Here is a 23,313-nt window from a genome sequence, read left to right as displayed (position 1 = left end):
AGAGGACGCCACCCTAGTGGCGCCCCTCACAACACATTCATGTTGGGAAAGGTTGGCAGATGACAGATCAAAAGATACACAATAGAGAGCTGGTGGGATATTTCAGCTATGCCGTCGGGCAATGCCTCAGTTTCGGCCTGGTGGGATCATTTATCCTCTATTTTTACACCGATATCCTTGGAATATCGCCCGCTGCAGCTGGGGCTATTTTCCTCATTGCCAGAGTATGGGATGCCATCAACGATCCTATTATCGCTGGTTATATGGACACTCTTAATTTCAAACGTGGCAAATTCACGCCATATATGCTTTTCGTTCCCTTCTTGATTGCCGGGATCACCTCTCTCAGCTTCATTGGCATGGATTTACCCATGACCACCAAGGTAGCTTATGCAGCAGTCACCTATATCGCGTGGGGGATGATATACACCTTGTCTGATGTACCTTTCTGGACCATGTCATCGGTCATGAGCCAAGAGCCACAGGAGCGAGCCAAGGCCGTAACCGTCGCCATGTTGGGCGTCAATATCGGCATTGGCAGTGCTTCCATCATATTCCCGAAGCTCACCGAACTGTTTGCTGCAACCAGCAGCACCAAGGGCTACATGGAAGGTGCCATCTGCCTGATGCTGATCGCCCTGCCACTGATGGTGCTCGGAGCAAGCCAGATGAAAGAGCGCATCAAGCCCAATCCGAATGACAAGATCACCATTAGGGACTCTTTCCGCGTCCTGCGTTCCAACAAACCGTTGGCGTATGTACTTGGCGCCTTCTTCTGTAACGTGTTCTTTAATCTGGCCACCGGGCTCTACATTTTCTTCTTCACCTACAACATGGGTGATGCCGGGCTGCTCTCGGTGATGGGCTCTATCGGTGTGGCAACCTCTATGGCCTGTATGCTGATGCCGATATTGACCAGCAAGCTCAGGAAACGTGATCTCTTCCTGCTACTCACTCTGCTGGAGATTGCATTACGCATCGGTTTCTATACGACAGGCTACGACAATCTGATAATGGTGTTCGGCTTCCTCGCCTTGATCCATGCGGCCAACGTCATCACCAATCCGCTTATCTCGGCCATGTTGAGTGAGACCATCGAATATGCAGAACTAAAGTCTGGCCGCCGTTGCGCTGCCATCGCATTCTCGGGGCAGACCTTTACCGGCAAACTGGCTTGGGCCATCGCAGGTGGTATTTCCGGTACCCTGCTGATCTGGCTTGGCTATCAACCGAATGCGGCACAGACTCAGGCTACGATGGACGGACTATTTATCTGTATATCACTTGTGCCGATATTGGGTAGCATATTACGGGTGATGATCATGACCCGCTACAATTTCACCGAAGATAAGCACGCCAAAGTACGTCATGCTCTAAATAAATGGCGTTCCATTTCGTCTCTTTAACATAAAAACAATGAATGCTTTACCATAAAATATACGCCAGTCGAATTGAGCGCCTCTATCCATTCAACTTGACTGGCAAATTCCATGCAAGAACATGAAAACTACAATGATTGATAAATTATTTTTTCGTTGCATTGCGCATAGGAAAAGCAATCAACATAAGTTACATGAATCATCGAAAGCCACTGGGTAAACTTTTGCAGAAGTATATTACACGATAATAAATATCCATTGCCTCCATTGGTCTTTGAGGAGTTCAAATTTGTCGGTTTATTTCTGGCACAATATCGTTATTGTGCCAATCGCTCTCTGCGTTCTGGTTTTCTGGCTCGACACCGCCAACCTCGGTCTCTGTGCAGCCTTTCTGACCACAGGATCTTTTGCCTTGCAAGTTATACACATAATAAAGACCCAAGAAACCAGGGCCATCTCAACCAATATGTATCTGGTCTTCAGCTGTGGCGTACTTCTATGGTTGATCTACGGCCTGCGCACTAACGACATGCCCATCACCATAGCAAACAGCATCACTCTCGCTCTGCCTGCGCCGTCCTGATGCTCAAGCTGCGTAACGAAAGGAACTGATGAGCATTCATACAACCTGGGGCTGGCACTCGGGGATCACGACGGCTTCTGTCTTGAGACGCAACAGCTGCCGGACAGCCCCAATCGGCCCGAGCTGGGCAACCCCTGGCTGCTGCCGGGCGGGCGTTATCACCACCAGACCCGCTACCGTTTTATCCGCGACTGACTTAAAGGTTTCATGATTTTTACATAGCCTCAGCAGTCACTATCGAGCAAGATAAGCCGCCCCGAGCTCCTTCCGGGGCGTTTTTGCATCAACGTAGCAAGGATTCTGTTCGATGACTGACACCTATAGCCTGCTGGTCGCCTTTATTCTGGGCGTCGTCGAGGGGCTGACCGAGTTCCTCCCCGTCTCCTCCACCGGCCACATGATTATCGTCGGCCATCTGCTGGGCTTTGAAGGGCCCAAGGCTGCCACTTTCGAAGTGGTGATCCAGCTTGGCTCCATCCTCGCCGTAGTCGCCGTCTTCTGGCGCCGCCTGTTTGGCCTGATTGGCATCCACTTTGGCCAGAAGCCGTCCCGGGATCATGCCACCCTGTCGCTGATCCACGTCATCCTCGGCATGCTGCCCGCCATCGTGGTCGGTCTGGCCATCCACAGCTGGATCAAGGCCAACCTGTTTGGTCCACAGACCGTAATGTACGCGCTGGTCGCGGGGGGCATCCTGCTCATCATCGCCGAGAAGTTCCGCCCGGCCGTCACAGCTGAAACTCTGGATGACATCAGCTACAAACAGGCGTTCGGCATCGGTCTGTTCCAGTGTCTGGCGCTGTGGCCAGGCTTCTCACGCTCCGGCGCCACCATCAGTGGTGGCATGCTGATGGGGATCAGCCGTCACGCCGCCGCCGAGTTCTCCTTCATCATGGCAGTGCCCATGATGGTGGCGGCCAGCGGGCTTGATCTCTACAAGAGCCGCGATTTCCTCTCGATGGCCGACTTCCCGATGTTTGCAGTGGGCTTTATCACCGCCTTCGTGGTAGCGATGTTTGCGATCAAGACCTTCCTGACATTGATCCGCCGCATCGACTTTATCCCGTTCGCCATCTACCGCTTTGTCGTGGCATTCGCCGTCTATCTGGTGTTTGTCGCCTGACCGGCCACCAGCAATGAAATGACAAAAGGGACCAAACTGGTCCCTTTTTCTATTGGCTCACACCGTTTAGTAGAGGTGCTGACTGATGCCATTGAGCAGCCGTGACAGCCCCTTGGTGAACTGCACCGGCGCATCCTGCACCGTGTAGCAGAGGCAACCGTCCGGCGTATGCGGACTGTGGGAATGGCTGGCATCGCGCCAGATGAAATCACCCGCCTTGTAAAGGGTATCGCCATCCTGAATATTGCCCGCCAGCAGCAGGGTCAGCTCATAGCCCTGATGGGTGTGCTCGGGGATACGGCCGCCCGCTTCGATATGGAGCAGACTGGCGCGTGTCCCCATCTCGTCCAGCGGCAAACTCTGCTGACGAATGGCCCCGATATGGCGCCACTTGGGCGAACGGTAGCGGGCCAACACCCGTGGCAAACGATAGGCGTGACCGGCCACTTCGAGCTCGGCCGGCTGGGCTCGGGGCAGATCGGTAACGGGTGCGGCAACCGGTTCGGGCTGCGCCAGAATATCCGCCAGCATGGCGTCAAACCCGACGTCCAGCGCCACTTCATCGTGGGAGGCCAACTCAGGCTCTGCTAGCGAGGCAAGATATTGCTGCGCCAGCTCCTCCTCAAATGCTTTCAATCGGGCAGCACAATCGGGGCAGAGCTCGCAGTGAGCGGAGAGCCCGACCGCCAGCGGCAGAGGGAGCTCGTCGGCGGCGAAGGCGCGCAGCATAGGGTCGGTTGGATGGGCTTTAATCATGGCCTTGCTCCACTTGCTCTTTCAGTTTCTGTAGCGCCAGTCTGAGGCGGGACTTGATAGTACCGAGCGGCACGCCAAGGCGCTCCGCCAGCTCCTGCTGGGAGAACTCCTGCAGATAGATGCCACGTACCACCTGCTGTTGCGGCTCAGGCAGCGTGCCCAGATAGTGGGCCATCTGACGGGTCAGCACGGCATCCTCCCCTCCGCTCAGATGCTCCTCTTCGGCCTGAAACTCCAGCACCGGCCACAGCTCCTCGGCACAGAGATCCTCCTTGCTGGCACGGCGCCGGCGCAGCAGATCGAAGCACTGGTTGCGCATCACGGTATAGATCCAGGTGGTCGGCGCCCCCTTCTCGGGGTGGTAGAGGCGCGCCTTCTGCCATACCAGCAGCATGGTCTCCTGCACCAGCTCCATGGCGTTGGCCTCGCTGCCGAGATGGCGCAGGCCGTAGCTGCGAATGCGCGGCGCAAAGTGTTGGAACAGGCGGGCAAAAGCAGCCTTGTCAGCCTGCTCTGCCACCCTGATCAGCAGAGATTTGAGGTCGCCATCCGAGTTATCCATCACGGGCGAAGTCCTGCGTATGGTCGAGTGTGGTTGGCCAGTATATGCCATTGCGCCATCCCTTTGGTGTGCTGTCGAACATGCTGTGGTAATGACTAATACGGCTCTGCGGCGCTGGCAGATCAGCAGTTCAGAAAAAAATCAGTGACTGGCCACCAGCACTCCTTTGAGCAGGGCGATGGCGGGCTGATTGTCGGCGGCGGCCAGCAGCAGCTGCTTCTGCTCGGGGGGGATCGGCAGCACCTCCAGCCAGCGCTGTGCCACCCAGTTGCCATCGTCCCAGCGGGGGGCGTGATAGAGGGCGGCATAGTCGGGATAGTCGGCAAACACCTCCCGCAGCGCATCGGCCAGTGGCAGCTGATCGGGATGGAGCCGCCGGGGCGGCCATGCCGGCAGCGAGGTTACCTCACCGATGCGCAGGCCATCCTGCTCCTGCCACAGATCCTCTATCTGCAGCCGCTCCACCCCCTGCACCGTGATCCCCAGCATGCCGTCCGGCAGCCGGTCGAAGTCGATGACGTTGACCCGGGTGGCGATGGGCAGCATGTTGCGCAGGGCGTCAGGCTGGCGCGGATCCACCATGCAGAGGGCAAAGCCCGCCTCCCCCGCTTCGGCCACCATCCGCAGGTATCTGGGTTCGAAGATCCGCAGCGGCATGATGCCGCCGGGCAGCAGGTGGGCTGATAGGGGAAACAGTGCCAGTCGCATCACAAACTCCTTGCTGGGTTACGACTCTAGGTACGTGCAACAGCCAGCGGGAGATCAGTGTCGGGAAAAACCCTTAACAATCAGGGGAAATAGCCTGGACAAGGCGCTTCGATATGCAGTAGAAATGGATAAGCACCATAATTTCCGTCCAATATTCTGGAATATGGCGCCAAACGCAGTGAAATATCCGCCCGACAGCGAGCGGCGGGTCATCCCTATAGTTTTCTCGAGCCGATGCGGGTAAAATTCACGCCCTTATATATCAGTCATTTTTCGACGCGCAACCTTGGTGGTCAGTTATGAAAGAGCATATTCATCATCTACTTGAACAAACGGTAGCCAATCTCAAGTCAGCAGGCGTCCTGCCGGCGGACCTGGAAGCCCGCGTGCAAGTAGACCGATGCAAGGAAAAAGCTCACGGTGACCTGGCCACCAACCTGGCCATGCTGCTGGCCAAGCCGGCCCGCAAGAATCCCCGTGAGCTGGCGGCGGCCATCATCGAGCACCTGCCTGCCTCCGACCTGATCGCCAAGGTCGAGATCGCCGGCCCCGGCTTCATCAACTTCTTCTTCGACCAGCGCTGGCTGGCCGGTCAGGTCGAGGCCATGGTGACCTCTGCCAACGCCAACGTACGGTTGCCCACGCCACAAACCGTGGTGGTGGACTACTCCGCCCCCAACGTAGCCAAAGAGATGGCGGTGCACCACATCCGCTCCACCGTACTCGGTGACGTAGCCGCTCGTGCGCTGGAGTTCCTCGGCCACAAGGTGGTGCGAGCCAACCACATCGGTGACTGGGGTACGCAGTTCGGCATGCTGATCGCCTATCTGGAGAAGATGGCCAACGAGAACGCCTCCGACATGGAGCTGCGCGACCTGGAAGCCTTCTACACCCAGGCCAAGCGTTGCTACGACGAAGACGAAGCCTTCGCCGAGCGCGCCCGTAACTACGTGGTGAAACTGCAGGGTGGCGACGAGTACTGCCGTACCATGTGGAAGAAGCTGGTCGACATGACCATGGAGCAGAACCAGCGCAACTACGACCGCCTGAATGTCTCCCTGACCAACAAGGACATCATGGGCGAGTCCATGTACAACGACATGCTGCCGGAGATCGTTGCCGACCTGAAAGCCAAGGGGCTGGCGGTCGAGAGCGAAGGCGCCACCGTTGTCTTCCTGGACGAGTTCAAGAACAAGGATGGCGAGGCCATGGGCGTCATCATCCAGAAGAGCGATGGCGGTTTCCTCTACACCACCACCGACATCGCCTGTGCCAAATACCGTTACGAAACTCTGGGCGCCGACCGGGTGATGTACTTCATCGACTCCCGTCAGCACCAGCACCTGATGCAGGCCTGGACCATCACCCGCAAGGCGGGTTATGTGCCGGAATCCGTGCCGCTCGAGCACCACGCCTTTGGCATGATGCTGGGCAAGGATGGTCGTCCCTACAAAACCCGCTCCGGTGGCACCGTCAAGCTGGTCGACCTGCTGAACGAAGCGGAAGAGCGCGCCGCCGCCCTGCTGGAGAGCCGCAACAGCGACCTCTCTGCCGAAGAGAAAGCCCAGGTGGTCAACGCCATCGCCATGGGCGCGGTCAAGTATGCGGATCTCTCCAAGAACCGCACTACCGACTACATCTTCGACTGGGATCTGATGCTCTCCTTTGAAGGCAACACCGCCCCTTACCTGCAGTATGCCTACACCCGTATCCAGTCCATCTTCCGCAAGGCTGGCGTCGATGCCGCTACCCTTACCGGCAATGTGACCCTGAACGAGGAAGCCGAAGAGGTGCTGGCCCAGAAGCTGATCCAGTTCTCCGACGCGGTCAACGGCGTGGCCGACAAAGGCATGCCACACCTGCTCTGTACCTACCTGTACGAGTTGTCCGGCAACTTCATGACCTTCTATGAAGCCTGCCCGATCAACAAGGATGGCGTGGACGAGGCAACCCGTCAGAGCCGTCTGCTGCTGTGCGCCGCCACCGCCAAGGTGCTGAAACTGGGCCTCGGCGTACTGGGCATCCATCCCCTGGAGCGCATGTAATAGATGGCAACCCGGGATTATGTCGGCAGCCGCCCACGACGTCGGGCGGGTGGCCGCAATACCAAGAAAGCGGCTCCGCGCCGCTTTCCTGTTATTCCAGTGCTGCTGGTCGTGGCACTGCTGGCAGGCTTTGGTGGCTTCCTTTACATGATCAATGGCAAGGGCAGCGACGCCCCCACCATCGAAGAGCAGGTAAAGGCCAACAAGCCAAAACCACAGAACAACGGGTTGCCACAGGAGAAGTGGAGCTATATCGAACGGCTTGAGAACAAGCAGGTCGATGTTATCGAGCCACCGCCCCAGCCGGGCGTGCTGCCACCGCCCCCCGCCGATACTCTGACCCTGCAGCCGGAAAAGCTGCCGCAACCGGTACCGACCGACATTCCCCAACCGGGGACGCCCATCGGCCAGTCCAAACCCTATCAGACCAATCCGGCGACCACGCCTGACAACGGTGCGCCCGTTGCCAGCGCTCGGGAACAGGTGATCGATCGCCAGGCCGAACGGGAGCGAATGGAGCGGGAGATCCGTGCCGAGCTGGAGCGGGAGCGGGCCGAAGCGGCCAAGGCCAAAGCGGCTAACCCGCCAGCCCAGACCGCAGCCGCCGACAGCAGTCGCTATATGATGCAGTGCGCGGCTCTGCGCTCGCAGGATTCCGCAGAGTCGCTAAAGGCACGTATCGCCTTCACCGCCGGTCTCTCTTCCAGCCTGCAGGTGGTCAACACGGCCAACGGCACGGTCTACAAGGTGATGGTGGGCCCCTTCAACGGCAAGGCGGCCGCCGACGCGGCCAACGGCAAGCTGCAGAGCTCCGGCATCAGCGGCTGCATTGCCAAGAAGGGTTAGCATACTGTCAGGCTGAACCAGCAGAGAACCAGAACATGACAAATTCGAAACAGCCACCAAATGGCCTTCCGGTTTACCGCTTGATTACTGGGCCTGATGACGCGGCATTTTGTTTTCGTGTCAGCGAAGCACTAGCTCAAGGCTACACGCTGTATGGTTCTCCCTCGGCGACGTTCAATGGCCAAACTGTGATCGTGTGCCAAGCGGTAGTCTGGTCTGAAACAACATAATGCGGACAGTTTGCAGCAGGGCCGGGTGGCAACACCCGGCCCTGTTCTTTTGGTGTCACTCGCACCCACCCTGATTGCTACCCCGTTTATCCCGACCAAAGGCAGGGTTGAAAAGCCCGTTTGCCATCCCCATCTTTCTTGCCATGCACAGTCAGGCCGTCATTCGGCTCAAGCGAGGTAAGTAAAGTGACTACCATAGTTTCAGTTCGCCGCAACGGTCAGGTCGTCATCGGTGGCGATGGCCAGGTCTCTCTTGGCAACACCGTCATGAAGGGCAACGCCCGCAAGGTTCATCGCCTCTATAACGGCAAGGTGCTGGCAGGTTTCGCTGGCGGTACCGCCGACGCCTTCACCCTGCTCGAACGTTTCGAAGCAAAACTGCAGGCCCATCAGGGTAATCTGGAGCGCGCCGCCGTGGCGCTGGCCAAAGATTGGCGCACCGATCGCGCCCTGCGCCGCCTCGAAGCACTGCTGGCCGTGGCCGACGAACACAAATCCTTCATCATCACCGGCAACGGTGACGTGGTGCAGCCGGAGCACGATCTCATCGCCATCGGCAGCGGTGGCAACTTCGCCCAGTCCGCCGCCATCGCGCTGCTGGAAAACACCGAGCTGGATGCCAGGAGCATTGTCGAGAAGTCCCTCAAGATTGCGGGCGACATCTGCGTCTTCACCAACGGCAACCACACCATCGAAGTGCTGGACTACGTTGCCAAATAAGGCGCCAGCCAACCCAATTTCCCAAGGGGTGGGCACTGCCCGCCCCGGATACAGGAACACCATCATGTCCGAGATGACCCCGAGAGAAATCGTCCACGAGCTGGATCGTCACATCATTGGTCAGGCCGATGCCAAGCGTGCCGTTGCCGTTGCCCTGCGCAACCGCTGGCGCCGGATGCAACTCAACGAAGAGATGCGCCATGAAGTGACCCCGAAAAACATCCTGATGATCGGCCCGACCGGTGTCGGCAAGACCGAAATCGCCCGTCGTCTGGCCAAACTGGCCAACGCCCCCTTCATCAAGGTGGAAGCGACCAAGTTCACCGAAGTGGGCTATGTCGGCAAGGAAGTAGACAGCATCATCCGCGATCTGACCGATGCCGCCATCAAGCTGGTGCGCGAAACCGAGATGGAGAAGATGAAATATCGCGCCGAGGAAGCCGCCGAAGAGCGCATCCTCGACGCCCTGCTGCCCAACCCGCGCAACACCTGGGGTGAGGAAGAGAAAGCCGACAACTCCAACACCCGCCAGATCTTCCGCAAGAAACTGCGGGAAGGTCAGCTGGATGACAAGGAGATCGAGCTGGAACTCTCCGCCTCCCCGATGGGCGTCGAAATCATGACCCCGCCGGGCATGGAAGAGATGGCCAACCAGTTGCAGGGGCTGTTCCAGAACCTGGGCCAGAGCCAGAAGAAGAAGCGCAAGATCAAGGTCAAAGAGGCCATGAAAGCGCTGATCGAAGAGGAAGCTGCCCGTCTGGTCAATCCGGAAGAGCTGAAGCAGAAAGCGATCGCCGCGGTCGAGAACAACGGCATCGTCTTCCTCGACGAGATCGACAAGATCTGCAAGCGTGGCGAGAGCTCGGGCCCCGACGTCTCCCGTGAAGGGGTACAGCGCGACCTGCTGCCGCTGGTTGAAGGTTGCACCGTCAACACCAAGCACGGCATGGTCAAGACCGACCACATCCTGTTTGTCGCCTCCGGCGCCTTCCAGATCGCCAAGCCGTCCGACCTCATCCCCGAGCTGCAGGGCCGTCTGCCGATCCGCGTCGAGCTGACCGCCCTGACCACAGATGACTTCGAGCGTATCCTGACCGAACCGAACGCCTCCCTGACCGATCAGTACAAGGCGCTGATGGCCACCGAAGGGGTCAACATCGAGTTCACCCAGGATGGCATCCGCCGTCTGGCCGAAGCGGCCTGGCAGGTCAACGAGCGTACCGAGAACATCGGTGCCCGTCGTCTGCACACCGTGATGGAGCGCCTGATGGAAGATATCTCCTATGACGCCTCCGAGAAGTCCGGTGAGACCTTTGTCATCGACACCGACTACGTCAACGCCCACCTCGGCAAGCTGATTGAAGACGAGGACCTGAGCCGCTTTATTCTGTAAGCGCGATCGATGGACCTGAAAACGCCTCCCTTGTGGAGGCGTTTTTATTTCCCTGCCACCCATTTCATCCCGCCTCCGTCGCCCGGACTCTAGCCCTATCTGCGGCGATCCATTCAATCCCAAGGCGCTTTCATACCTCCCCTTACGAAAGCCCACCGTTTTTCATCCCTGCTGAAATCTGCTCAAAAAAAGATCTATCAACTTCTGTGTGATTGATTTATACATACGTATAAATCAGATCGAAAGCTGCGCAACAGGAACCCGAAAGATGAATCCAACCCGGCAGAAACTGCTCGATACCGGCCTCGCCATCGCTACCGAGAAAGGGCTGCGCGGCCTGACGGTGCGCGAGCTGGCGGCGGCGGCCGAGGTGAACCTCGGCTCCTTCGTCTACCACTTCGGCAACCGCGACGCCTTTATCGACGAGCTGGTGGAGCTCTGGTACGCCCCCCTCTATGACGAGCTCAAGGCGGTGGCAGCCAAAGGCTCCTACCCCTCCGCCATCGCCATGTTCGAGGCGACCATGGAGGCGCTGATCGGGCTGGTGGCGCGCCAGCGCGGCTTTATCAACCACCTGTTTGGCGATGCGCTGGCGGGCGAAGGGGCGGCCCAGCGCTTTCTGCTCAGCCTGCCGCGCCGCCATCCCCTGCTGCTGATCGAGCAGGTACGGATGGCACAGGCGGAAGGGTCGCTGGTCGCGGGTCACCCGCTCCAGCTGATGATCTTCATCATGGGGTCGGTCGGCCTGCCGTTGGTGATCGCAGGCAGCGGTCGTCAGCTCGGCTGGCTGCCCGAACAGGCAGCCCCCTTTCTCAGCCAGATAGACAACCCCGAGGCCGCCAGACAGCGGCTGGTATGGGCCCTGCGCGGCCTGCGCCCCACCGACATCAAAGAAGGAGACGCTGCATGAAACAACGCATCGCGATGGCAGCTCTGCTGCTGGCCGCTCTCAGTGGTTACCTCTGGTTGCAGTGTCCTCTTCAAGGAGAAACGGTATGAAGCAACGCATTGCCATCGCAGCCCTGCTGCTAACCGTTATCGGTGGCTACCTCTGGTGGCAGGGGCGCCCCGCCGACGGCTCCATCCTTTACGGCAATGTCGATATTCGCGACGTCAATCTGGCCTTTCGAGTCGGCGGTCGCGTCGATCAGGTGCTGGTCGATGAGGGCGATAGCGTAAAAGCCGGTCAACTGCTGGCCCGCCTCGATCCGATTCCCCTCACCCACAGCCGCGACAGCGCCCGCGCCAATCTGGCTGCGCTCACTGCCGCCAACACCTTGATCCACAAAGGCTATCGCAGCGAAGAGACCGACCGCGCCCGGGCCGCACTGGACGCCGCCGAGGCCGCTGCACTGGAGGCAGACCAGCAGTGGCGCCGCCAGATCGCATTGGCAGCCACCGGCGCCATCTCCCGCGGTCAGCTCGATACCGCCCGCTCCCAGCGGGATCAGACCCGGGCGCAGGTGCGCTCCGCCCGCGAGCAGCTCGCCCAGCTCGAAACCGGCTACCGCCCGGAAGAGATTGCCCAGTCCGATGCCCAACTGGAAGGGGCCAAAGCGGCGCTCGCCAGTGCCGAACTGGCGCTGGCGGATGCCAGCCTGACCGCCCCCAGCGACGGCATCATCATCAGCCGCGCCGTCGAAAACGGCAGCATGGTGCAGAGCGGTGCAACCGCCTTCAACCTCTCCATGACCGCACCGGTCTGGGTGCGCGCCTATGTGGAGGAGCCCTGGCTCGGCCACTTCCCGAGCGGCGCCAAGGTGACCCTCACCACCGACTCGCGGCCGGATCAGCCCTATCACGGGGTAGTGGGCTTTGTCTCGCCGACCGCCGAGTTCACCCCGAAATCGGTGGAGACGCCGGATCTGCGCACTCACCTCGTCTACCGGCTGCGTATCGTGGTGCAGGACCCCGACCCGGCCCTGCGCCAGGGGATGCCGGTCACCGTCAGGCTGGCGCCATGAGCTGCGCCATCTCTATTGAGGGGCTCACCAAACGCTTTGGCGAGCGGGTCGCCCTCAACGCCATCTCGGCCACCATTCCGGCTGGCGGCATCACCGGGCTGGTCGGCCCCGACGGCGCGGGCAAGAGCACTTTGCTGCGCCTGCTGGCCAGTCTGCTGATCCCCGAAGCGGGCACCATCCGGGTGCTGGGGCTGGACCCGGTGAGCGAGGGGGATCTGCTGCGCCAGCGCCTCGGCTACATGCCCCAGCAGTTCGGCCTCTACGAGGATCTCAGCGTGCTGGAGAACCTCACCCTCTACGCTGACTTGCGCGGCGTACTGGAGCCCGAACGCACCCCTACCTTCGCACGGCTGCTCGCCTTCACCGACCTCGCCCGCTTCACTGCGCGACCCGCAGGCAAGCTCTCTGGCGGCATGAAGCAGAAGCTCGGGCTGGCCTGCGCCCTGCTCGGCACCCCGGATGTGCTGCTGCTCGACGAACCGGGGGTCGGGGTCGATCCCATCTCCCGCCGCGCCCTCTGGCAGATGGTACGCGAGCTGGCCAAGGGAGGGATGACGGTGCTCTGGAGTACCGCCTATCTCGATGAGGCGGAGCTGTGCGACCACGTGCTGCTGATGGCGGATGGCGAGGTGCGCACCAGCGGCACCCCGGCCGATCTGATGGGGGCCATGGCCAGCCGCTGCTGGCTGCTGGAGGCGGGGCAACTGGATGGCCGCGAGCGGCGCGCCCTGCTGCGCCGGGCACTGGCTCACCCGGCAGTGATGGATGGCGCGGTGGCGGGGGAGCGGGTTCGCCTGCTGCTGCACCCGGGCATGACGCCCCCGCCGCTCCCGGAGCTGCATCTCGCCAACGGCACCTTTCAACCGGCCCAGCCCCGGCTGGAGGATGCCTTTATCGACCTGCTCGGCGGCGGCCCCGGTGGGGAGTCGAGTCTGGCAGCCGGGATGCGGGAAGCCGAACTGCCGCAGGGGGTCTCCCCCGAGGCGGTGATCGAGGCGCGCCACCTCACCAAGCGGTTCGGCGATTTTGCCGCCACCGATGATGTCAGCTTTGCAGTGCGCCGCGGCGAGATCTTCGGCCTGCTCGGCCCCAACGGGGCGGGCAAGTCCACCACCTTCAAGATGGAGTGCGGCCTGCTGCGCCCGAGCGAGGGACAGGCGCTGGTGACCGGCATCGATCTGGCCCACAGCCCCTCGGCGGCGCGCCAGCGCCTCGGCTACATGGCGCAGAAGTTCTCCCTCTACAAGCAGCTTACCGTAGCGCAGAACCTCTCCTTTTTCGCCGGTATTTACGGCCTGTTCGGCCGCCACCAGCAGACGCGGATCGACGCCATGGTGACTGCCTTTTCCCTCGCCCCCTGGCTCGATCAAAAGGCGGAATCCCTGCCGCTCGGTCTGCGCCAGCGCTTATCGCTGGCCTGCGCCCTGCTGCACGAGCCGCCGCTGCTGTTCCTCGACGAGCCCACCTCCGGGGTCGATCCGGTGACCCGGCGCGAGTTCTGGTCGCACATCAACGCGCTGGCCGACCACGGCGTCACCGTGCTGGTCACCACCCATTTTATGGACGAGGCGGAGTATTGCGACCGCATCGCCCTCATCTATCGCGGCAAGCTGCTGGCGCTCGGCACCCCGGACGATCTCAAAGGGCTGGCCGCCAAAGAGGCGGCGACCTCTTTGCCAACCGGCTCCTTGCCGACCTGTTCTTTGCCAACAATGGAAGAGGCCTTTATCACCCTGGTCGAGCGGGCCAGCGAGGAGGACGCATGAGCATCAACCGTCGGCGACTGCTGGCCCTCTGCCGCAAGGAGACGCTGCAAATCGTCCGTGACCCGAGCAGCATCCTCATCGCCTTCATCATGCCGGTGGTGCTACTGGTGGTGATGGGTTACGCCATCAATCTGGATGTGGACCATCTGCGCCTCGGCATCTGGCGTACCGATAGCGGCGCCCCAGCGGTGCGGCTGGAGCAGGCCCTGCGCGGCTCTACCGCACTGGAGATCCACAGCGGCCCGAGCAAGGAGTCCCTGCTCGCCAGTCTGGCCCGTGGCGAGATCCGCGGCCTGCTGGTGATCGACGACGGTTTCTCCCGCGCGCTGGCCGGTCAGGGCAATGGCACGCCGCAGGCGCTGCTGCTCACCGACGGCTCCGAGCCCAACACCGCCAACTTCGTCACCAACTATGTGCAGGGGATCTGGCAGGGGTGGCTCGCTGGCGAGGGGGTCGCCATGCCGGTGTCGATAGAGAGCCGCGCCTGGTTCAATCCGGCGCTGGTGAGCCGCAACTTTCTGGTACCGGGCTCCATTGCGGTGGTGATGACCATCATAGGCGCCCTGCTCACCTCGCTGGTGGTGGCGCGGGAGTGGGAGCGCGGCACCATGGAGGCGCTGCTCGCCACCCCGGTCACCAAGGGGGAGCTGCTGCTCTCCAAACTGTTACCCTACTATGGCCTCGGCATCATCGCCATGCTGCTCTGCCTGCTCTTCTCGGTGGCGGTAATGGGCGTGCCATGGCGCGGCTCCCTGCTGCTGCTCTTTCTGGTCACCAGCGTCTTTCTCGGCAGCGCGCTCGGACTCGGGCTGTTCCTCTCCACCGTGATGCGCAGCCAGTTCAATGCCGCGCAGGCAGCGCTGATCGCCGCCTTTCTGCCCGCGGTGATGCTGTCGGGCTTCGTGTTCGAGATCGCCAGCATGCCGCCTTGGCTTCGGGCCATCACCCACCTCATTCCGGCCCGTTACTTCGCAAGCTCGCTGCAGACCCTCTATCAGGCGGGCAGCGTCTTCTCGATCCTGCTGGTCAACGGTTTCTGTCTGCTGCTGCTGGCCGGTTTCTGGCTGGCCCTGACCGCCCGCAAGACGCGGCGCACTCTGGAGTAACCCATGCTGATCCGACTCTGGTGGCTGATCCGAAAAGAGCTGCAGGCCCTGATGGGCAATACTCAGGGGCGCTTTCTGCTCATCATGCCGGTGCTGCTGCAGACCGCCCTCTTCCCGTTCGCCGCCACTCTGGAGGTGACCGGCAACACGCTGGCCATCTACAACCAGGATGGCGGTGCCCAGAGCCGCGAGCTGCTGGAGCGCCTCACCCATATGCCCGCCTTCACCACCATCATCCCGGTGCAAGGCGAGGCGGGCATGACCGAGGCCATCACCGGGCAGCAGGCACTGCTCGGGCTGATTATTCCAGGGGATTTCTCGCGTCGGCTGGCGCGGGGCGAACCGGCCAAGGTGCAGCTGATCATCGATGGCCGCCGCTCCAACGGTGGTCAGGTGGCGGCTGGCTACATCAGTCAGGTGATCGCCCGCTGGCAAAGTGAGGGCAAGGGGCAACCCGAGCTGGCGGTACGCAACCTCTACAACCCCAACGTCGAGTTCCACTGGCATATCCTGCCAGCGCTGGTGGCCATCATCACCACCACTGGCTGCCTGATTGTCACCGCCCTCTCGGTCGCACGGGAGCGAGAAGAGGGCACCTTCGATCAGCTGCTGGTCTCCCCCCTCACCGCGGGCTGGATCATGGCGGGCAAGGCGGTGCCCGGCATCATGGTGGCGGTGGGGCAAGGGTGCATAGTCGCGCTGGCCGCCCGTTTTGTCTTTCACCTCCCCTTTGCCGGCAGCCTCAGCCTGCTGATGGCGGGCATGGTCTGCTACGGGCTGGCACTGGCCGGGATCGGGCTCTTCATCTCGTCGTTCTGCTCGACCCAGCAGCAGGCCTTTCTCGGGGTCTTCTCCTTCACCGTCCCGGCGGTGATCCTCTCGGGCTACATCTCGCCGGTGGAGAACATGCCGCAGGTGTTCCAGTGGCTGGCGGCCATCGACCCCCTCACCCACTTCATCGTGCTGCTCAAGGGGGTCTTCCTCAAGGGGTTTGACTGGTCGGCCGCCTGGCCCCTGCTCTGGCCGCTGCTCGCCATCGCCGGCGTCACCCTGTCGCTGGCGCTCGCCATGTTCCGCCGCCATATCGCCTGACGCGCCACCTTGTTCAGCTGATGCCGGTCTCGCCCAGTGCGAGGCCGGCCATTTTCCGCCAGAAGTTTTCACTCCCCGGCCGTGGGTAAACCGGGCTTTCCCTCCACCATCCCTCACTCCAAGCCAGCGCAGAAATCATCAACTGGTATACCTATTTTTGTATATCTTTGAATTTTATCGAATTACCCCTGACGAGATATATAAATAGACACTTGATTTGCATCAATTGCCCGCCCCGACTGACTGGGTAGCCTAGCCCCAGAATGATGTTTTATTACTCCAAACTAGAGGCAATCATGAGCAAAGTCAGACTGGTCGTTGTGGGCAACGGCATGGTGGGGCACCGCTTCATCGAAGAGTTGATCGAGCGGGCCGAGCCGGGCCGCTACGAGATCACCGTCTTCGGTGCAGAACCCCGTCCCGCCTACGATCGCGTCCATCTCTCCTCCTACTTCTCCCATCACACCAGCGAAGATCTCTCCCTCGTCAAACCCGGCTTCTACGACAAGCACGGCATCCGCCTGCTGCTCGGCGAAGCGGTGAAAAAAATCGACAGGGCCAACCGCGAAGTGCACTCCAACAAGGGCACTGTGGTCGGGTACGACAAGCTGGTGCTGGCCACCGGCTCCTACCCCTGGGTGCCGCCCATTGCGGGCAGTCAGCACCACGAGTGCTTCGTCTACCGCACCATCGAGGATCTGAAAGCCATTCGCAGCGCCGCCAGGAGTGGCAAGAGCGGGGTGGTGATCGGGGGCGGCCTGCTTGGCCTCGAAGCGGCCGGTGCCCTCAAGGCGCTGGGTCTCGAGACCCACGTTGTGGAGTTTGCTCCGGTACTGATGGCCGAGCAGCTCGACGGTCAGGGCGGCCAGCTGCTGCGCCGCAAGATTGAATCCATGGGCGTGCAGGTGCACACCAGCAAGAGCACCAGCGAGATCCTGATGCATGGCGGTGAGCAGGCGAAACACCGCCTCGCCTTTGCCGATGGCAGCCAGCTGGAAGTGGATGTGGTGGTCTTCTCCACCGGCATTCGCCCGCAAGATACCCTCGGCCGTTACGGTGATCTCGCCATCGCCGAGCGCGGCGGCATCGTCATCGACGATCACTGCCTCACCTCAGACCCCGACATCTATGCCATCGGCGAGTGCGCCGCCTGGCAGGGCCGCTTCTTCGGGCTGGTAGCGCCGGGCTACAAGATGGCCCAGATCACCGTCGACCATCTGCAGGGCGGCGACAGCCGCTTCGAAGGGGCGGACATGAGCGCCAAGCTGAAACTGCTCGGCGTCTCCGTCGGCTCCATCGGCGATGCTCACGGCCGCACCCCGGGCAGCCACAGCTATGTGTTTCAGGACGATCAGGCTGGCGTCTACAAGAAGATCGTGGTGAGCGAAGACAACAGCCGATTGCTCGGCGCCGTGCTGGTGGGTGACGTGGAAGATTACGGCAACCTGCTGCAGATGATGCTCAACGCCCTGCCGCTGCCGAGCCACCCGGACACCCTGATCCTGCCCGCCTACGCCGGAGCCAAACCGACGCTGGGGGTGGATGCCCTGCCGGAAAGCGCCCAGATCTGCTCCTGCTTTGACGTCTCCAAAGGCGACATCGCTCAGGCGGTGGCCGAGGGTCACACCACCCTGGCCGCCATCAAGCAGCACACCAAGGCCGGAACCGGCTGCGGCGGCTGTGTGCCGCTCATCAGTCAGGTACTCAACGCCGAGCTGGTGAAGCAGGGCATCGAGGTCAACAACCACCTCTGCGCCCACTTCCCCCACTCCCGTCAGGAGCTGTTCCATCTGGTCAAGGTGGAGGGGATCAAGAGCTTCGACGAGCTGCTGGCCAAGCACGGTCAGGGCTATGGCTGTGAGGTGTGCAAACCGACCGTCGGCTCCATCCTCGCCTCCTGCTGGAACGAGCATGTGCTGAGCCCGCGCAACATCCCACTGCAGGACACCAACGACATCTTCCTCGGCAACATGCAAAAGGACGGCAGCTACTCCGTCATCCCGCGCATGGCCGGCGGTGAAGTGACCCCGGAAGGGCTGCTGGCGGTGGCCGAAGTGGCCCGCGACTACAAGCTCTACACCAAGATCACCGGCGCCCAGCGCATCGGCCTGTTCGGGGCTCAGAAGGATGACCTGCCCGCCATCTGGCGCAAGCTGCTGGCAGCCGGATTCGAGACAGGTCAGGCCTATGCCAAGGCGCTGCGTATGGCCAAGACCTGTGTCGGCAGCACCTGGTGCCGCTTCGGCGTGCAGGACAGCGTTGGCCTCGGGGTCTTCCTCGAGAACCGCTACAAGGGGATTCGCACCCCGCACAAGATGAAGTTCGGCGTCTCCGGCTGTACCCGCGAATGTGCGGAAGCCCAGGGCAAGGATGTCGGCATCATCGCCACCGATGCGGGCTGGAACCTCTATGTGGGCGGCAACGGCGGCATGAAACCGCGCCACGCCGATCTGCTGGCTTCTGACCTTGACCGCGAAACCCTCATCAAGCTGATCGACCGCTTTATGATGTTCTACGTCACCAGCGCCGACAAACTGCAGCGCACATCGGTCTGGCTCGGCAATCTGGAAGGGGGTGTCGACTACCTGCGCGAGGTGATCGTCGACGACAAGCTGGGGCTGGCCGAGACGCTGGAGCGCGATATCCAGACCCTCATCGACAGCTACGAGTGCGAATGGTCGCGCACCCTTAATGAAGAGGAGGCGCTCAAGCGCTTCAGCCACTTCATCAACAGCGACAAGCGTGACCCGGACGTCCAGTTCGTCAGCGAACGCGACCAGCACCGACCGGCGACCCCGGCCGAGCGCATCCCCGTCTACCAGATCGAAGTGGAAACCAAATGATGAAATTCGCCTGCCAACTCAACGACATCCTGCCGGGCACCGGCGTCTGCGCACTCATTGAGGGTCGCCAGATCGCCCTGTTCCGCCCGAGCGCGGCCGCCGAGGTGTTCGCCATCGACAACCGGGATCCCTTCTTCGCCGCCAACGTGCTGTCGCGGGGTTTGATCTGCGAACACGACGGCGAGCTCTGGGTCGCCAGCCCGCTCAAGAAGCAGCGCTTTCGTCTGAGCGATGGCCACTGTTTCGACAACCCCGCCATGTCGGTTCAAAGCTACCCCGTTGAAGTGCGCGACCAGCAGGTCTGGGTCGCTGTCTAAAGACAAATTCACTCTCTTTCGGGCTGCCTGTGGGCAGCCCTTTCAAGGACTCACAAGATGTACACGGAAACCATCAACAAGTGCGCCGCCAACGCGGCCCGCATCAACCGCTTCGAGCGCAGCGACAAGCTCGGCTTCTGGCTCAGCTCCGCCATGGCGGGGGCCTATGTGGGCCTCGGCATCATCCTGATCTTCACCCTCGGCAATCTGGTGGATCCCGCCATCCGGCCGCTGGTGATGGGGGCCACCTTCGGTATCGCCCTGACGCTGGTGATCATCGCCGGCTCCGAGCTGTTTACCGGCCACACCATGTTCCTCACCTTCGGGGTGAAGACGGGCAAAATCACCATGGCCGACCTGCTGCGTATCCTGCCGCAGACCTGGGCGGGCAACCTGATTGGCTCCGTTGTGGTGGCGCTCATCTACTCCTACGGCGGCAGCCTGCTGCCGGATGCGGGCAGTCTGGCCCACAAGGTGGCGCTGGCCAAGACCCAGGCTCCGGCCCTGACCCTGTTTATGAAGGGGATCCTCTGCAACTGGCTGGTCTGCCTCGCCATCTGGATGGCGCTGCGCACCGAAGGGGCCGCCCGCTTCATCGCCATCTGGTGGTGCCTGCTGGCCTTTATCGCCTCCGGCTACGAGCACTCCATCGCCAACATGACCCTGTTCGCCCTCTCCTGGTTTGGCGCCCACTCCGAGGCCTACACCCTGGGCGGCATCGGCCACAACCTGCTGTGGGTGACCCTGGGCAACACCGTCTCCGGCGTCCTCTTTATGGGCCTCGGCTACTGGTATGCCACCCCGAAAGCTGAACGCCCGGTTGCAGTGAGCGAGACCACCAGCACCGCCAACCAGACCCGAACCGCCTGATCCGGAGGCCCCATGGACTACTTGCCCATCTTTTGCCGACTCGACAACAAACCCGTGCTGCTGGTCGGCGGCGGCGAGGTAGCGGAGCGCAAGGCGCGCCTGCTACTGGATGCCGGTGCCCACCTCACAGTAGTCGCGCCCGAGCTCGACCCCGAGCTGGCGGAACTGGCTGCCAACGGGAGCATCGAGTGGCTGGCCGGTGAATTTGTGCCGGAACAACTGGCGGGCAAGTGGCTGGTGGTGGCCGCCACCGATCGGCGCGAGGTGAATGCGCTGGTCTACCAGAGCGCCAATCAGGCGCGGATCTTTGCCAACGTGGTGGATGACCCGAAACGCTCCAGCTTCATCATGCCGTCGATCATCGACCGCTCGCCGCTGATGGTGGCCATCTCCTCCGGCGGCAAGGCACCTGTTCTGGCCCGGCTGCTGCGGGAAAAACTGGAAGCCCTGCTGCCGCAACATCTGGGGGCCGTGGCGACCTTTGCCGGTAGCCTGCGGGAGCGGGTCAAGGCCCGCTTCGCCAGCATGGGGGAGCGGCGTCGCTTCTGGGAGCGGCTGCTCGGAGCGGATCGGCTCGGTCAAGCGCTGGCCCGCGGTGATAGTGCCTCTGCCCACCAATTGGCCGACAACCTGTTTGCCGACGGGAGCCAGACCGGAGGCGAGGTGGTACTGGTGGGAGCCGGCCCCGGCGATCCGGGTCTGCTCACCCTGCACGCCCTGCGCCAGATGCAGCAGGCGGACGTGGTGGTTTACGACCGGCTGGTCTCGGACGAAGTGATGGCGCTGGTGCGCCGCGACGCCAAACGCATCTTCGTCGGCAAGCAGGCGGGCAACCACTGCGTGCCGCAGGAGGGGATCAACCAGCTCTTGCTGGAGGAGGCGAAGAAGGGGCAACGGGTGGTGCGTCTCAAGGGGGGCGATCCCTTTATCTTCGGCCGTGGCGGCGAGGAGCTGGAGACGCTGGTCGGCACAGGCATCGGCTTTCAGGTGGTGCCCGGCATCACCGCGGCCAGCGGCTGCGCCGCCTACGCCGGCATTCCGCTCACCCACCGCGACCACGCCCAGAGCGTGCGTTTCGTCACCGCCCACGGCAAGGGTGGCGCCCGGGATCTCGACTGGCCGCTGCTGGCCAAAGACAAACAAACCCTAGTGTTCTACATGGGGCTATCGAGCTGCGCCACCATCCGCGAGCAGCTGCTGGCCCACGGCAAGGGGGGCGACACCCCGGTGGCGCTGATCGAGCGCGGCACCCAGCCCTGCCAGCGGGTCATTCGCGGCACCCTTGATGAGCTGCCCGCGCTGGCGGTGGGGGTCGAGAGTCCTGCCCTCATCATGGTGGGCTCGGTGGTGACCCTGGCCGACCGGCTCGCCTGGTTTGGCGAGGCCCCGCAGCGCCAGCAAGCCCTCGCCTGAGGGATCCTCGGCAACTCGCCATGAGGCCACCAGCAGGTGGCCTCACTTTTACCTCCCTCTTCTCCCATCACGGTCATAACCTGTTGTTTTAAGTCTGGTATCCTATGGGCATTGAGCCCTTGGCTACCATCTCAGGAATTCATCCCATGTCTCTTCCCATCAAGAACAGCGCCCGGCAGCGCGCGGATGACAGATCCCGCATTCTCACCCTGCTGCTGCGCGATGATGCCCTCACCGACAGCCTGCTCGACCCGCAGGTGGTGCAGGATGCCGAGCAGCGCGATCAGACCAGCGAACTCACCACGCTGGTCAACGGGTTGCCCGCCGCCGACGTCGCCGATGCGCTGGAATCGCTGCCGCCCGATGAGCGTCATGCCCTGTGGGCGCTGGTGGAGGAGGAGAAACGCGGCCAGATCCTGGTCGAAGCGTCGGAGACGGTGTGGGACAGCCTCATCAGCGGGATGAGCGACAAGGAGCTGCTGCACGCCCTGCGCACCCTGGATATCGACGACCAGATCTATCTGGGCCAGTACCTGCCGCGCAACCTGATGGGGCGGCTGCTCACCTATATGGCCCCCGCCGACCGGGATCGGGTGCGGGAGGTGATCCGCTACGGCAAGCACACCGTCGGCGCCATGATGGACTTCGAGATCATCACCATCCGCCCCGAGGTGACGCTCGCCACGGTGCAGCGCTATCTGCGGCTGCGCGGCAAGATCCCCGCCAACACCGACAAGCTGTTCGTCATCGATCGGCGCAACCACCTGCTGGGGGAGCTGGCCCTCACCACTGTACTGCTGCACAAGCCCGCCACCTTGGTGAGCGACGTGATGGAGCGGGATCCGGTCACCTTCGATCCGGAGGATAACGACGAAGCGGCGGCCCGCACCTTCGAACGGGATGACCTGCTCTCCGCCGCCGTGGTGGATGGCAAGGGCAAGCTGATGGGCCGCCTCACCGTCGAAGAGGTGGTGGATCTGGTCTATGAGGAGAGCGACACCGACCTGCGCCGGATGGGGGGTATCAGCGAGGATGAAGACGTGTTCGCCCCGGTCTCCAAGGCGGTCAAGACCCGCTGGGCCTGGCTTGCCATCAACCTCTGCACCGCCTTTGTCGCCTCGCGGGTGATCGGCCTGTTCGAGCACACCATCTCCCAGCTGGTGGCACTGGCGGCCCTGATGCCCATCGTCGCCGGGATCGGCGGCAACACCGGTAACCAGACCATCACCATGATAGTGCGGGCGCTGGCGCTGCAGCACATTCAGGCAGGCAACCTCTCCTTCCTGCTGCTGCGGGAACTTGGCGTCGCCTTTATCAACGGGCTGGTGTGGGGCGGCACCATGGGCATCGCCACCTATCTGCTCTATCAGGATGCGGCGCTCGGCGCCGTGATGACCCTGGCCATGATGCTCAACCTGCTGGTGGCCGCCCTGATGGGGGTCATCATCCCCATGACCATGACCCGCCTCGGCCGCGACCCGGCAGTCGGTGCCAGCGTGATGATCACCGCCATCACCGACACAGGCGGCTTCTTTATCTTCCTCGGGCTGGCGACCCTGTTCCTGCTGTAAACCGTGCGTTGAAAACAACAAGGGAG

21 protein-coding genes and 1 pseudogene are annotated in these 23,313 nt (G+C 62.0%); 19 read left to right on the top strand and 3 right to left on the bottom strand.

Going from position 1 to position 23,313, the window contains the following annotated elements:
• The first annotated feature begins 59 nt into the window (after positions 1-59).
• The 4 genes and pseudogenes from G5182_RS16810 to bacA all read left to right on the top strand — a co-directional run bounded on the left by G5182_RS16810 (position 60) and on the right by bacA (position 3,085).
• Positions 60-1,406 carry an MFS transporter gene (locus G5182_RS16810; protein ID WP_227341614.1) on the top strand — a complete coding sequence of 449 codons (1,347 nt, stop codon included), beginning with the start codon at positions 60-62 and terminating at the stop codon, positions 1,404-1,406.
• A 295-nt stretch (positions 1,407-1,701) separates the two neighbouring features.
• Entirely contained in the window at positions 1,702-1,962 is a 261-nt protein-coding gene (locus tag G5182_RS16805) for a SemiSWEET transporter (protein WP_227343137.1), read from the top strand.
• A 63-nt stretch (positions 1,963-2,025) separates the two neighbouring features.
• Positions 2,026-2,157 (top strand): annotated as a pseudogene (locus G5182_RS16800) (galactose-1-epimerase); the annotation flags it as partial.
• Positions 2,158-2,269: 112 nt separating this feature from the next.
• Positions 2,270-3,085, top strand: coding sequence for an undecaprenyl-diphosphate phosphatase (bacA, locus tag G5182_RS16795; RefSeq protein WP_227341615.1), 816 nt, complete (start codon positions 2,270-2,272; stop codon positions 3,083-3,085).
• A 66-nt stretch (positions 3,086-3,151) separates the two neighbouring features.
• Here bacA and G5182_RS16790 read toward each other — a convergent pair whose 3' ends face one another.
• From G5182_RS16790 to G5182_RS16780, 3 genes are all read right to left on the bottom strand, one after another.
• Positions 3,152-3,841, bottom strand: a complete 690-nt coding sequence (locus tag G5182_RS16790) for a ChrR family anti-sigma-E factor (RefSeq protein ID WP_227341616.1) — start codon at positions 3,839-3,841, stop codon at positions 3,152-3,154.
• The gene (locus G5182_RS16785; RefSeq protein ID WP_227343139.1) at positions 3,834-4,403 is read right to left on the bottom strand and encodes a sigma-70 family RNA polymerase sigma factor; all 570 of its coding nucleotides are present in this window, start codon (positions 4,401-4,403) and stop codon (positions 3,834-3,836) included. Before G5182_RS16785 ends, G5182_RS16790 begins: the two co-directional genes overlap by 8 nt.
• A gap of 141 nt (positions 4,404-4,544) precedes the next feature.
• Complete coding sequence (locus tag G5182_RS16780; RefSeq protein ID WP_227341617.1) at positions 4,545-5,111, bottom strand: LON peptidase substrate-binding domain-containing protein; 567 nt, start codon at positions 5,109-5,111, stop codon at positions 4,545-4,547.
• Positions 5,112-5,410: 299 nt separating this feature from the next.
• On the opposite strand from G5182_RS16780, the gene argS reads away from it, so the two are divergent.
• The 15 genes from argS to mgtE all read left to right on the top strand — a co-directional run bounded on the left by argS (position 5,411) and on the right by mgtE (position 23,287).
• Positions 5,411-7,156: an arginine--tRNA ligase gene (gene argS / locus G5182_RS16775; RefSeq protein ID WP_227341618.1), complete on the top strand. Its 1,746-nt coding sequence runs from the start codon at positions 5,411-5,413 to the stop codon at positions 7,154-7,156.
• Between the two features lie 3 nt (positions 7,157-7,159).
• Entirely contained in the window at positions 7,160-8,002 is an 843-nt protein-coding gene (locus tag G5182_RS16770; protein ID WP_227341619.1) for an SPOR domain-containing protein, read from the top strand.
• A 35-nt stretch (positions 8,003-8,037) separates the two neighbouring features.
• Complete coding sequence (locus G5182_RS16765) at positions 8,038-8,232, top strand: DUF1737 domain-containing protein (protein WP_227341620.1); 195 nt, start codon at positions 8,038-8,040, stop codon at positions 8,230-8,232.
• A 186-nt stretch (positions 8,233-8,418) separates the two neighbouring features.
• The gene (gene hslV, locus G5182_RS16760) at positions 8,419-8,952 is read left to right on the top strand and encodes an ATP-dependent protease subunit HslV (RefSeq protein WP_204384878.1); all 534 of its coding nucleotides are present in this window, start codon (positions 8,419-8,421) and stop codon (positions 8,950-8,952) included.
• 64 nt (positions 8,953-9,016) lie between these two features.
• Positions 9,017-10,345, top strand: a complete 1,329-nt coding sequence (gene hslU / locus G5182_RS16755; protein ID WP_227341621.1) for an HslU--HslV peptidase ATPase subunit — start codon at positions 9,017-9,019, stop codon at positions 10,343-10,345.
• Positions 10,346-10,613: 268 nt separating this feature from the next.
• On the top strand, positions 10,614-11,255 hold the full coding sequence (locus G5182_RS16750; RefSeq protein ID WP_201995017.1) for a TetR/AcrR family transcriptional regulator: 642 nt from the start codon (positions 10,614-10,616) through the stop codon (positions 11,253-11,255).
• Positions 11,256-11,340: 85 nt separating this feature from the next.
• A complete protein-coding gene (hlyD, locus tag G5182_RS16745; protein ID WP_421231160.1) occupies positions 11,341-12,309 on the top strand; it encodes a secretion protein HlyD in 969 nt (322 codons plus the stop codon).
• Complete coding sequence (locus G5182_RS16740; protein ID WP_421231161.1) at positions 12,306-14,075, top strand: ATP-binding cassette domain-containing protein; 1,770 nt, start codon at positions 12,306-12,308, stop codon at positions 14,073-14,075. The genes hlyD and G5182_RS16740 overlap by 4 nt, the downstream gene beginning before the upstream one ends.
• On the top strand, positions 14,072-15,181 hold the full coding sequence (locus G5182_RS16735) for an ABC transporter permease (protein ID WP_213320503.1): 1,110 nt from the start codon (positions 14,072-14,074) through the stop codon (positions 15,179-15,181). The genes G5182_RS16740 and G5182_RS16735 overlap by 4 nt, the downstream gene beginning before the upstream one ends.
• Positions 15,182-15,184: 3 nt before the next feature.
• Positions 15,185-16,273 (top strand): ABC transporter permease, encoded by a 1,089-nt coding sequence (locus G5182_RS16730; protein WP_005355575.1) that lies wholly within the window; start codon positions 15,185-15,187, stop codon positions 16,271-16,273.
• 296 nt (positions 16,274-16,569) lie between these two features.
• Positions 16,570-19,116, top strand: a complete 2,547-nt coding sequence (gene nirB, locus G5182_RS16725) for a nitrite reductase large subunit NirB (protein ID WP_421231162.1) — start codon at positions 16,570-16,572, stop codon at positions 19,114-19,116.
• A complete protein-coding gene (nirD, locus tag G5182_RS16720; RefSeq protein WP_039039697.1) occupies positions 19,116-19,433 on the top strand; it encodes a nitrite reductase small subunit NirD in 318 nt (105 codons plus the stop codon). The genes nirB and nirD overlap by 1 nt, the downstream gene beginning before the upstream one ends.
• 57 nt (positions 19,434-19,490) lie before the next feature.
• Positions 19,491-20,303 carry a nitrite transporter NirC gene (nirC, locus tag G5182_RS16715; RefSeq protein ID WP_005340778.1) on the top strand — a complete coding sequence of 271 codons (813 nt, stop codon included), beginning with the start codon at positions 19,491-19,493 and terminating at the stop codon, positions 20,301-20,303.
• A 12-nt stretch (positions 20,304-20,315) separates the two neighbouring features.
• Complete coding sequence (gene cysG / locus G5182_RS16710; protein ID WP_227341624.1) at positions 20,316-21,716, top strand: siroheme synthase CysG; 1,401 nt, start codon at positions 20,316-20,318, stop codon at positions 21,714-21,716.
• Between the two features lie 146 nt (positions 21,717-21,862).
• Positions 21,863-23,287, top strand: coding sequence for a magnesium transporter (gene mgtE / locus G5182_RS16705; RefSeq protein ID WP_219296754.1), 1,425 nt, complete (start codon positions 21,863-21,865; stop codon positions 23,285-23,287).
• Positions 23,288-23,313 lie beyond the last annotated feature (26 nt).

This window comes from Aeromonas sp. 600948, from assembly GCF_049174875.1.
Classification (GTDB): domain Bacteria; phylum Pseudomonadota; class Gammaproteobacteria; order Enterobacterales; family Aeromonadaceae; genus Aeromonas; species Aeromonas veronii_A.
Note: the sequence above shows the minus strand (reverse complement) of the source record. Positions and strands in the feature narration are given on the sequence as shown.

Bases quoted from the DNA above. Each gene is read 5' to 3' on its own strand.
- G5182_RS16785 (WP_227343139.1), bottom strand. From the start codon at position 4,403: ATGGATAACTCGGATGGCGACCTCAAATCTCTGCTGATCAGGGTGGCA.
- G5182_RS16735 (WP_213320503.1), top strand. From the start codon at position 14,072: ATGAGCATCAACCGTCGGCGACTGCTGGCCCTCTGCCGCAAGGAGACG.
- G5182_RS16790 (WP_227341616.1), bottom strand. From the start codon at position 3,841: ATGATTAAAGCCCATCCAACCGACCCTATGCTGCGCGCCTTCGCCGCC.
- mgtE (WP_219296754.1), top strand. From the start codon at position 21,863: ATGTCTCTTCCCATCAAGAACAGCGCCCGGCAGCGCGCGGATGACAGA.
- hlyD (WP_421231160.1), top strand. From the start codon at position 11,341: ATGAAGCAACGCATTGCCATCGCAGCCCTGCTGCTAACCGTTATCGGT.
- argS (WP_227341618.1), top strand. From the start codon at position 5,411: ATGAAAGAGCATATTCATCATCTACTTGAACAAACGGTAGCCAATCTC.
- cysG (WP_227341624.1), top strand. From the start codon at position 20,316: ATGGACTACTTGCCCATCTTTTGCCGACTCGACAACAAACCCGTGCTG.
- nirC (WP_005340778.1), top strand. From the start codon at position 19,491: ATGTACACGGAAACCATCAACAAGTGCGCCGCCAACGCGGCCCGCATC.
- G5182_RS16810 (WP_227341614.1), top strand. From the start codon at position 60: ATGACAGATCAAAAGATACACAATAGAGAGCTGGTGGGATATTTCAGC.
- bacA (WP_227341615.1), top strand. From the start codon at position 2,270: ATGACTGACACCTATAGCCTGCTGGTCGCCTTTATTCTGGGCGTCGTC.
- nirD (WP_039039697.1), top strand. From the start codon at position 19,116: ATGAAATTCGCCTGCCAACTCAACGACATCCTGCCGGGCACCGGCGTC.
- G5182_RS16740 (WP_421231161.1), top strand. From the start codon at position 12,306: ATGAGCTGCGCCATCTCTATTGAGGGGCTCACCAAACGCTTTGGCGAG.
- G5182_RS16770 (WP_227341619.1), top strand. From the start codon at position 7,160: ATGGCAACCCGGGATTATGTCGGCAGCCGCCCACGACGTCGGGCGGGT.
- G5182_RS16765 (WP_227341620.1), top strand. From the start codon at position 8,038: ATGACAAATTCGAAACAGCCACCAAATGGCCTTCCGGTTTACCGCTTG.
- G5182_RS16750 (WP_201995017.1), top strand. From the start codon at position 10,614: ATGAATCCAACCCGGCAGAAACTGCTCGATACCGGCCTCGCCATCGCT.
- G5182_RS16780 (WP_227341617.1), bottom strand. From the start codon at position 5,111: ATGCGACTGGCACTGTTTCCCCTATCAGCCCACCTGCTGCCCGGCGGC.
- nirB (WP_421231162.1), top strand. From the start codon at position 16,570: ATGAGCAAAGTCAGACTGGTCGTTGTGGGCAACGGCATGGTGGGGCAC.
- G5182_RS16730 (WP_005355575.1), top strand. From the start codon at position 15,185: ATGCTGATCCGACTCTGGTGGCTGATCCGAAAAGAGCTGCAGGCCCTG.
- hslU (WP_227341621.1), top strand. From the start codon at position 9,017: ATGTCCGAGATGACCCCGAGAGAAATCGTCCACGAGCTGGATCGTCAC.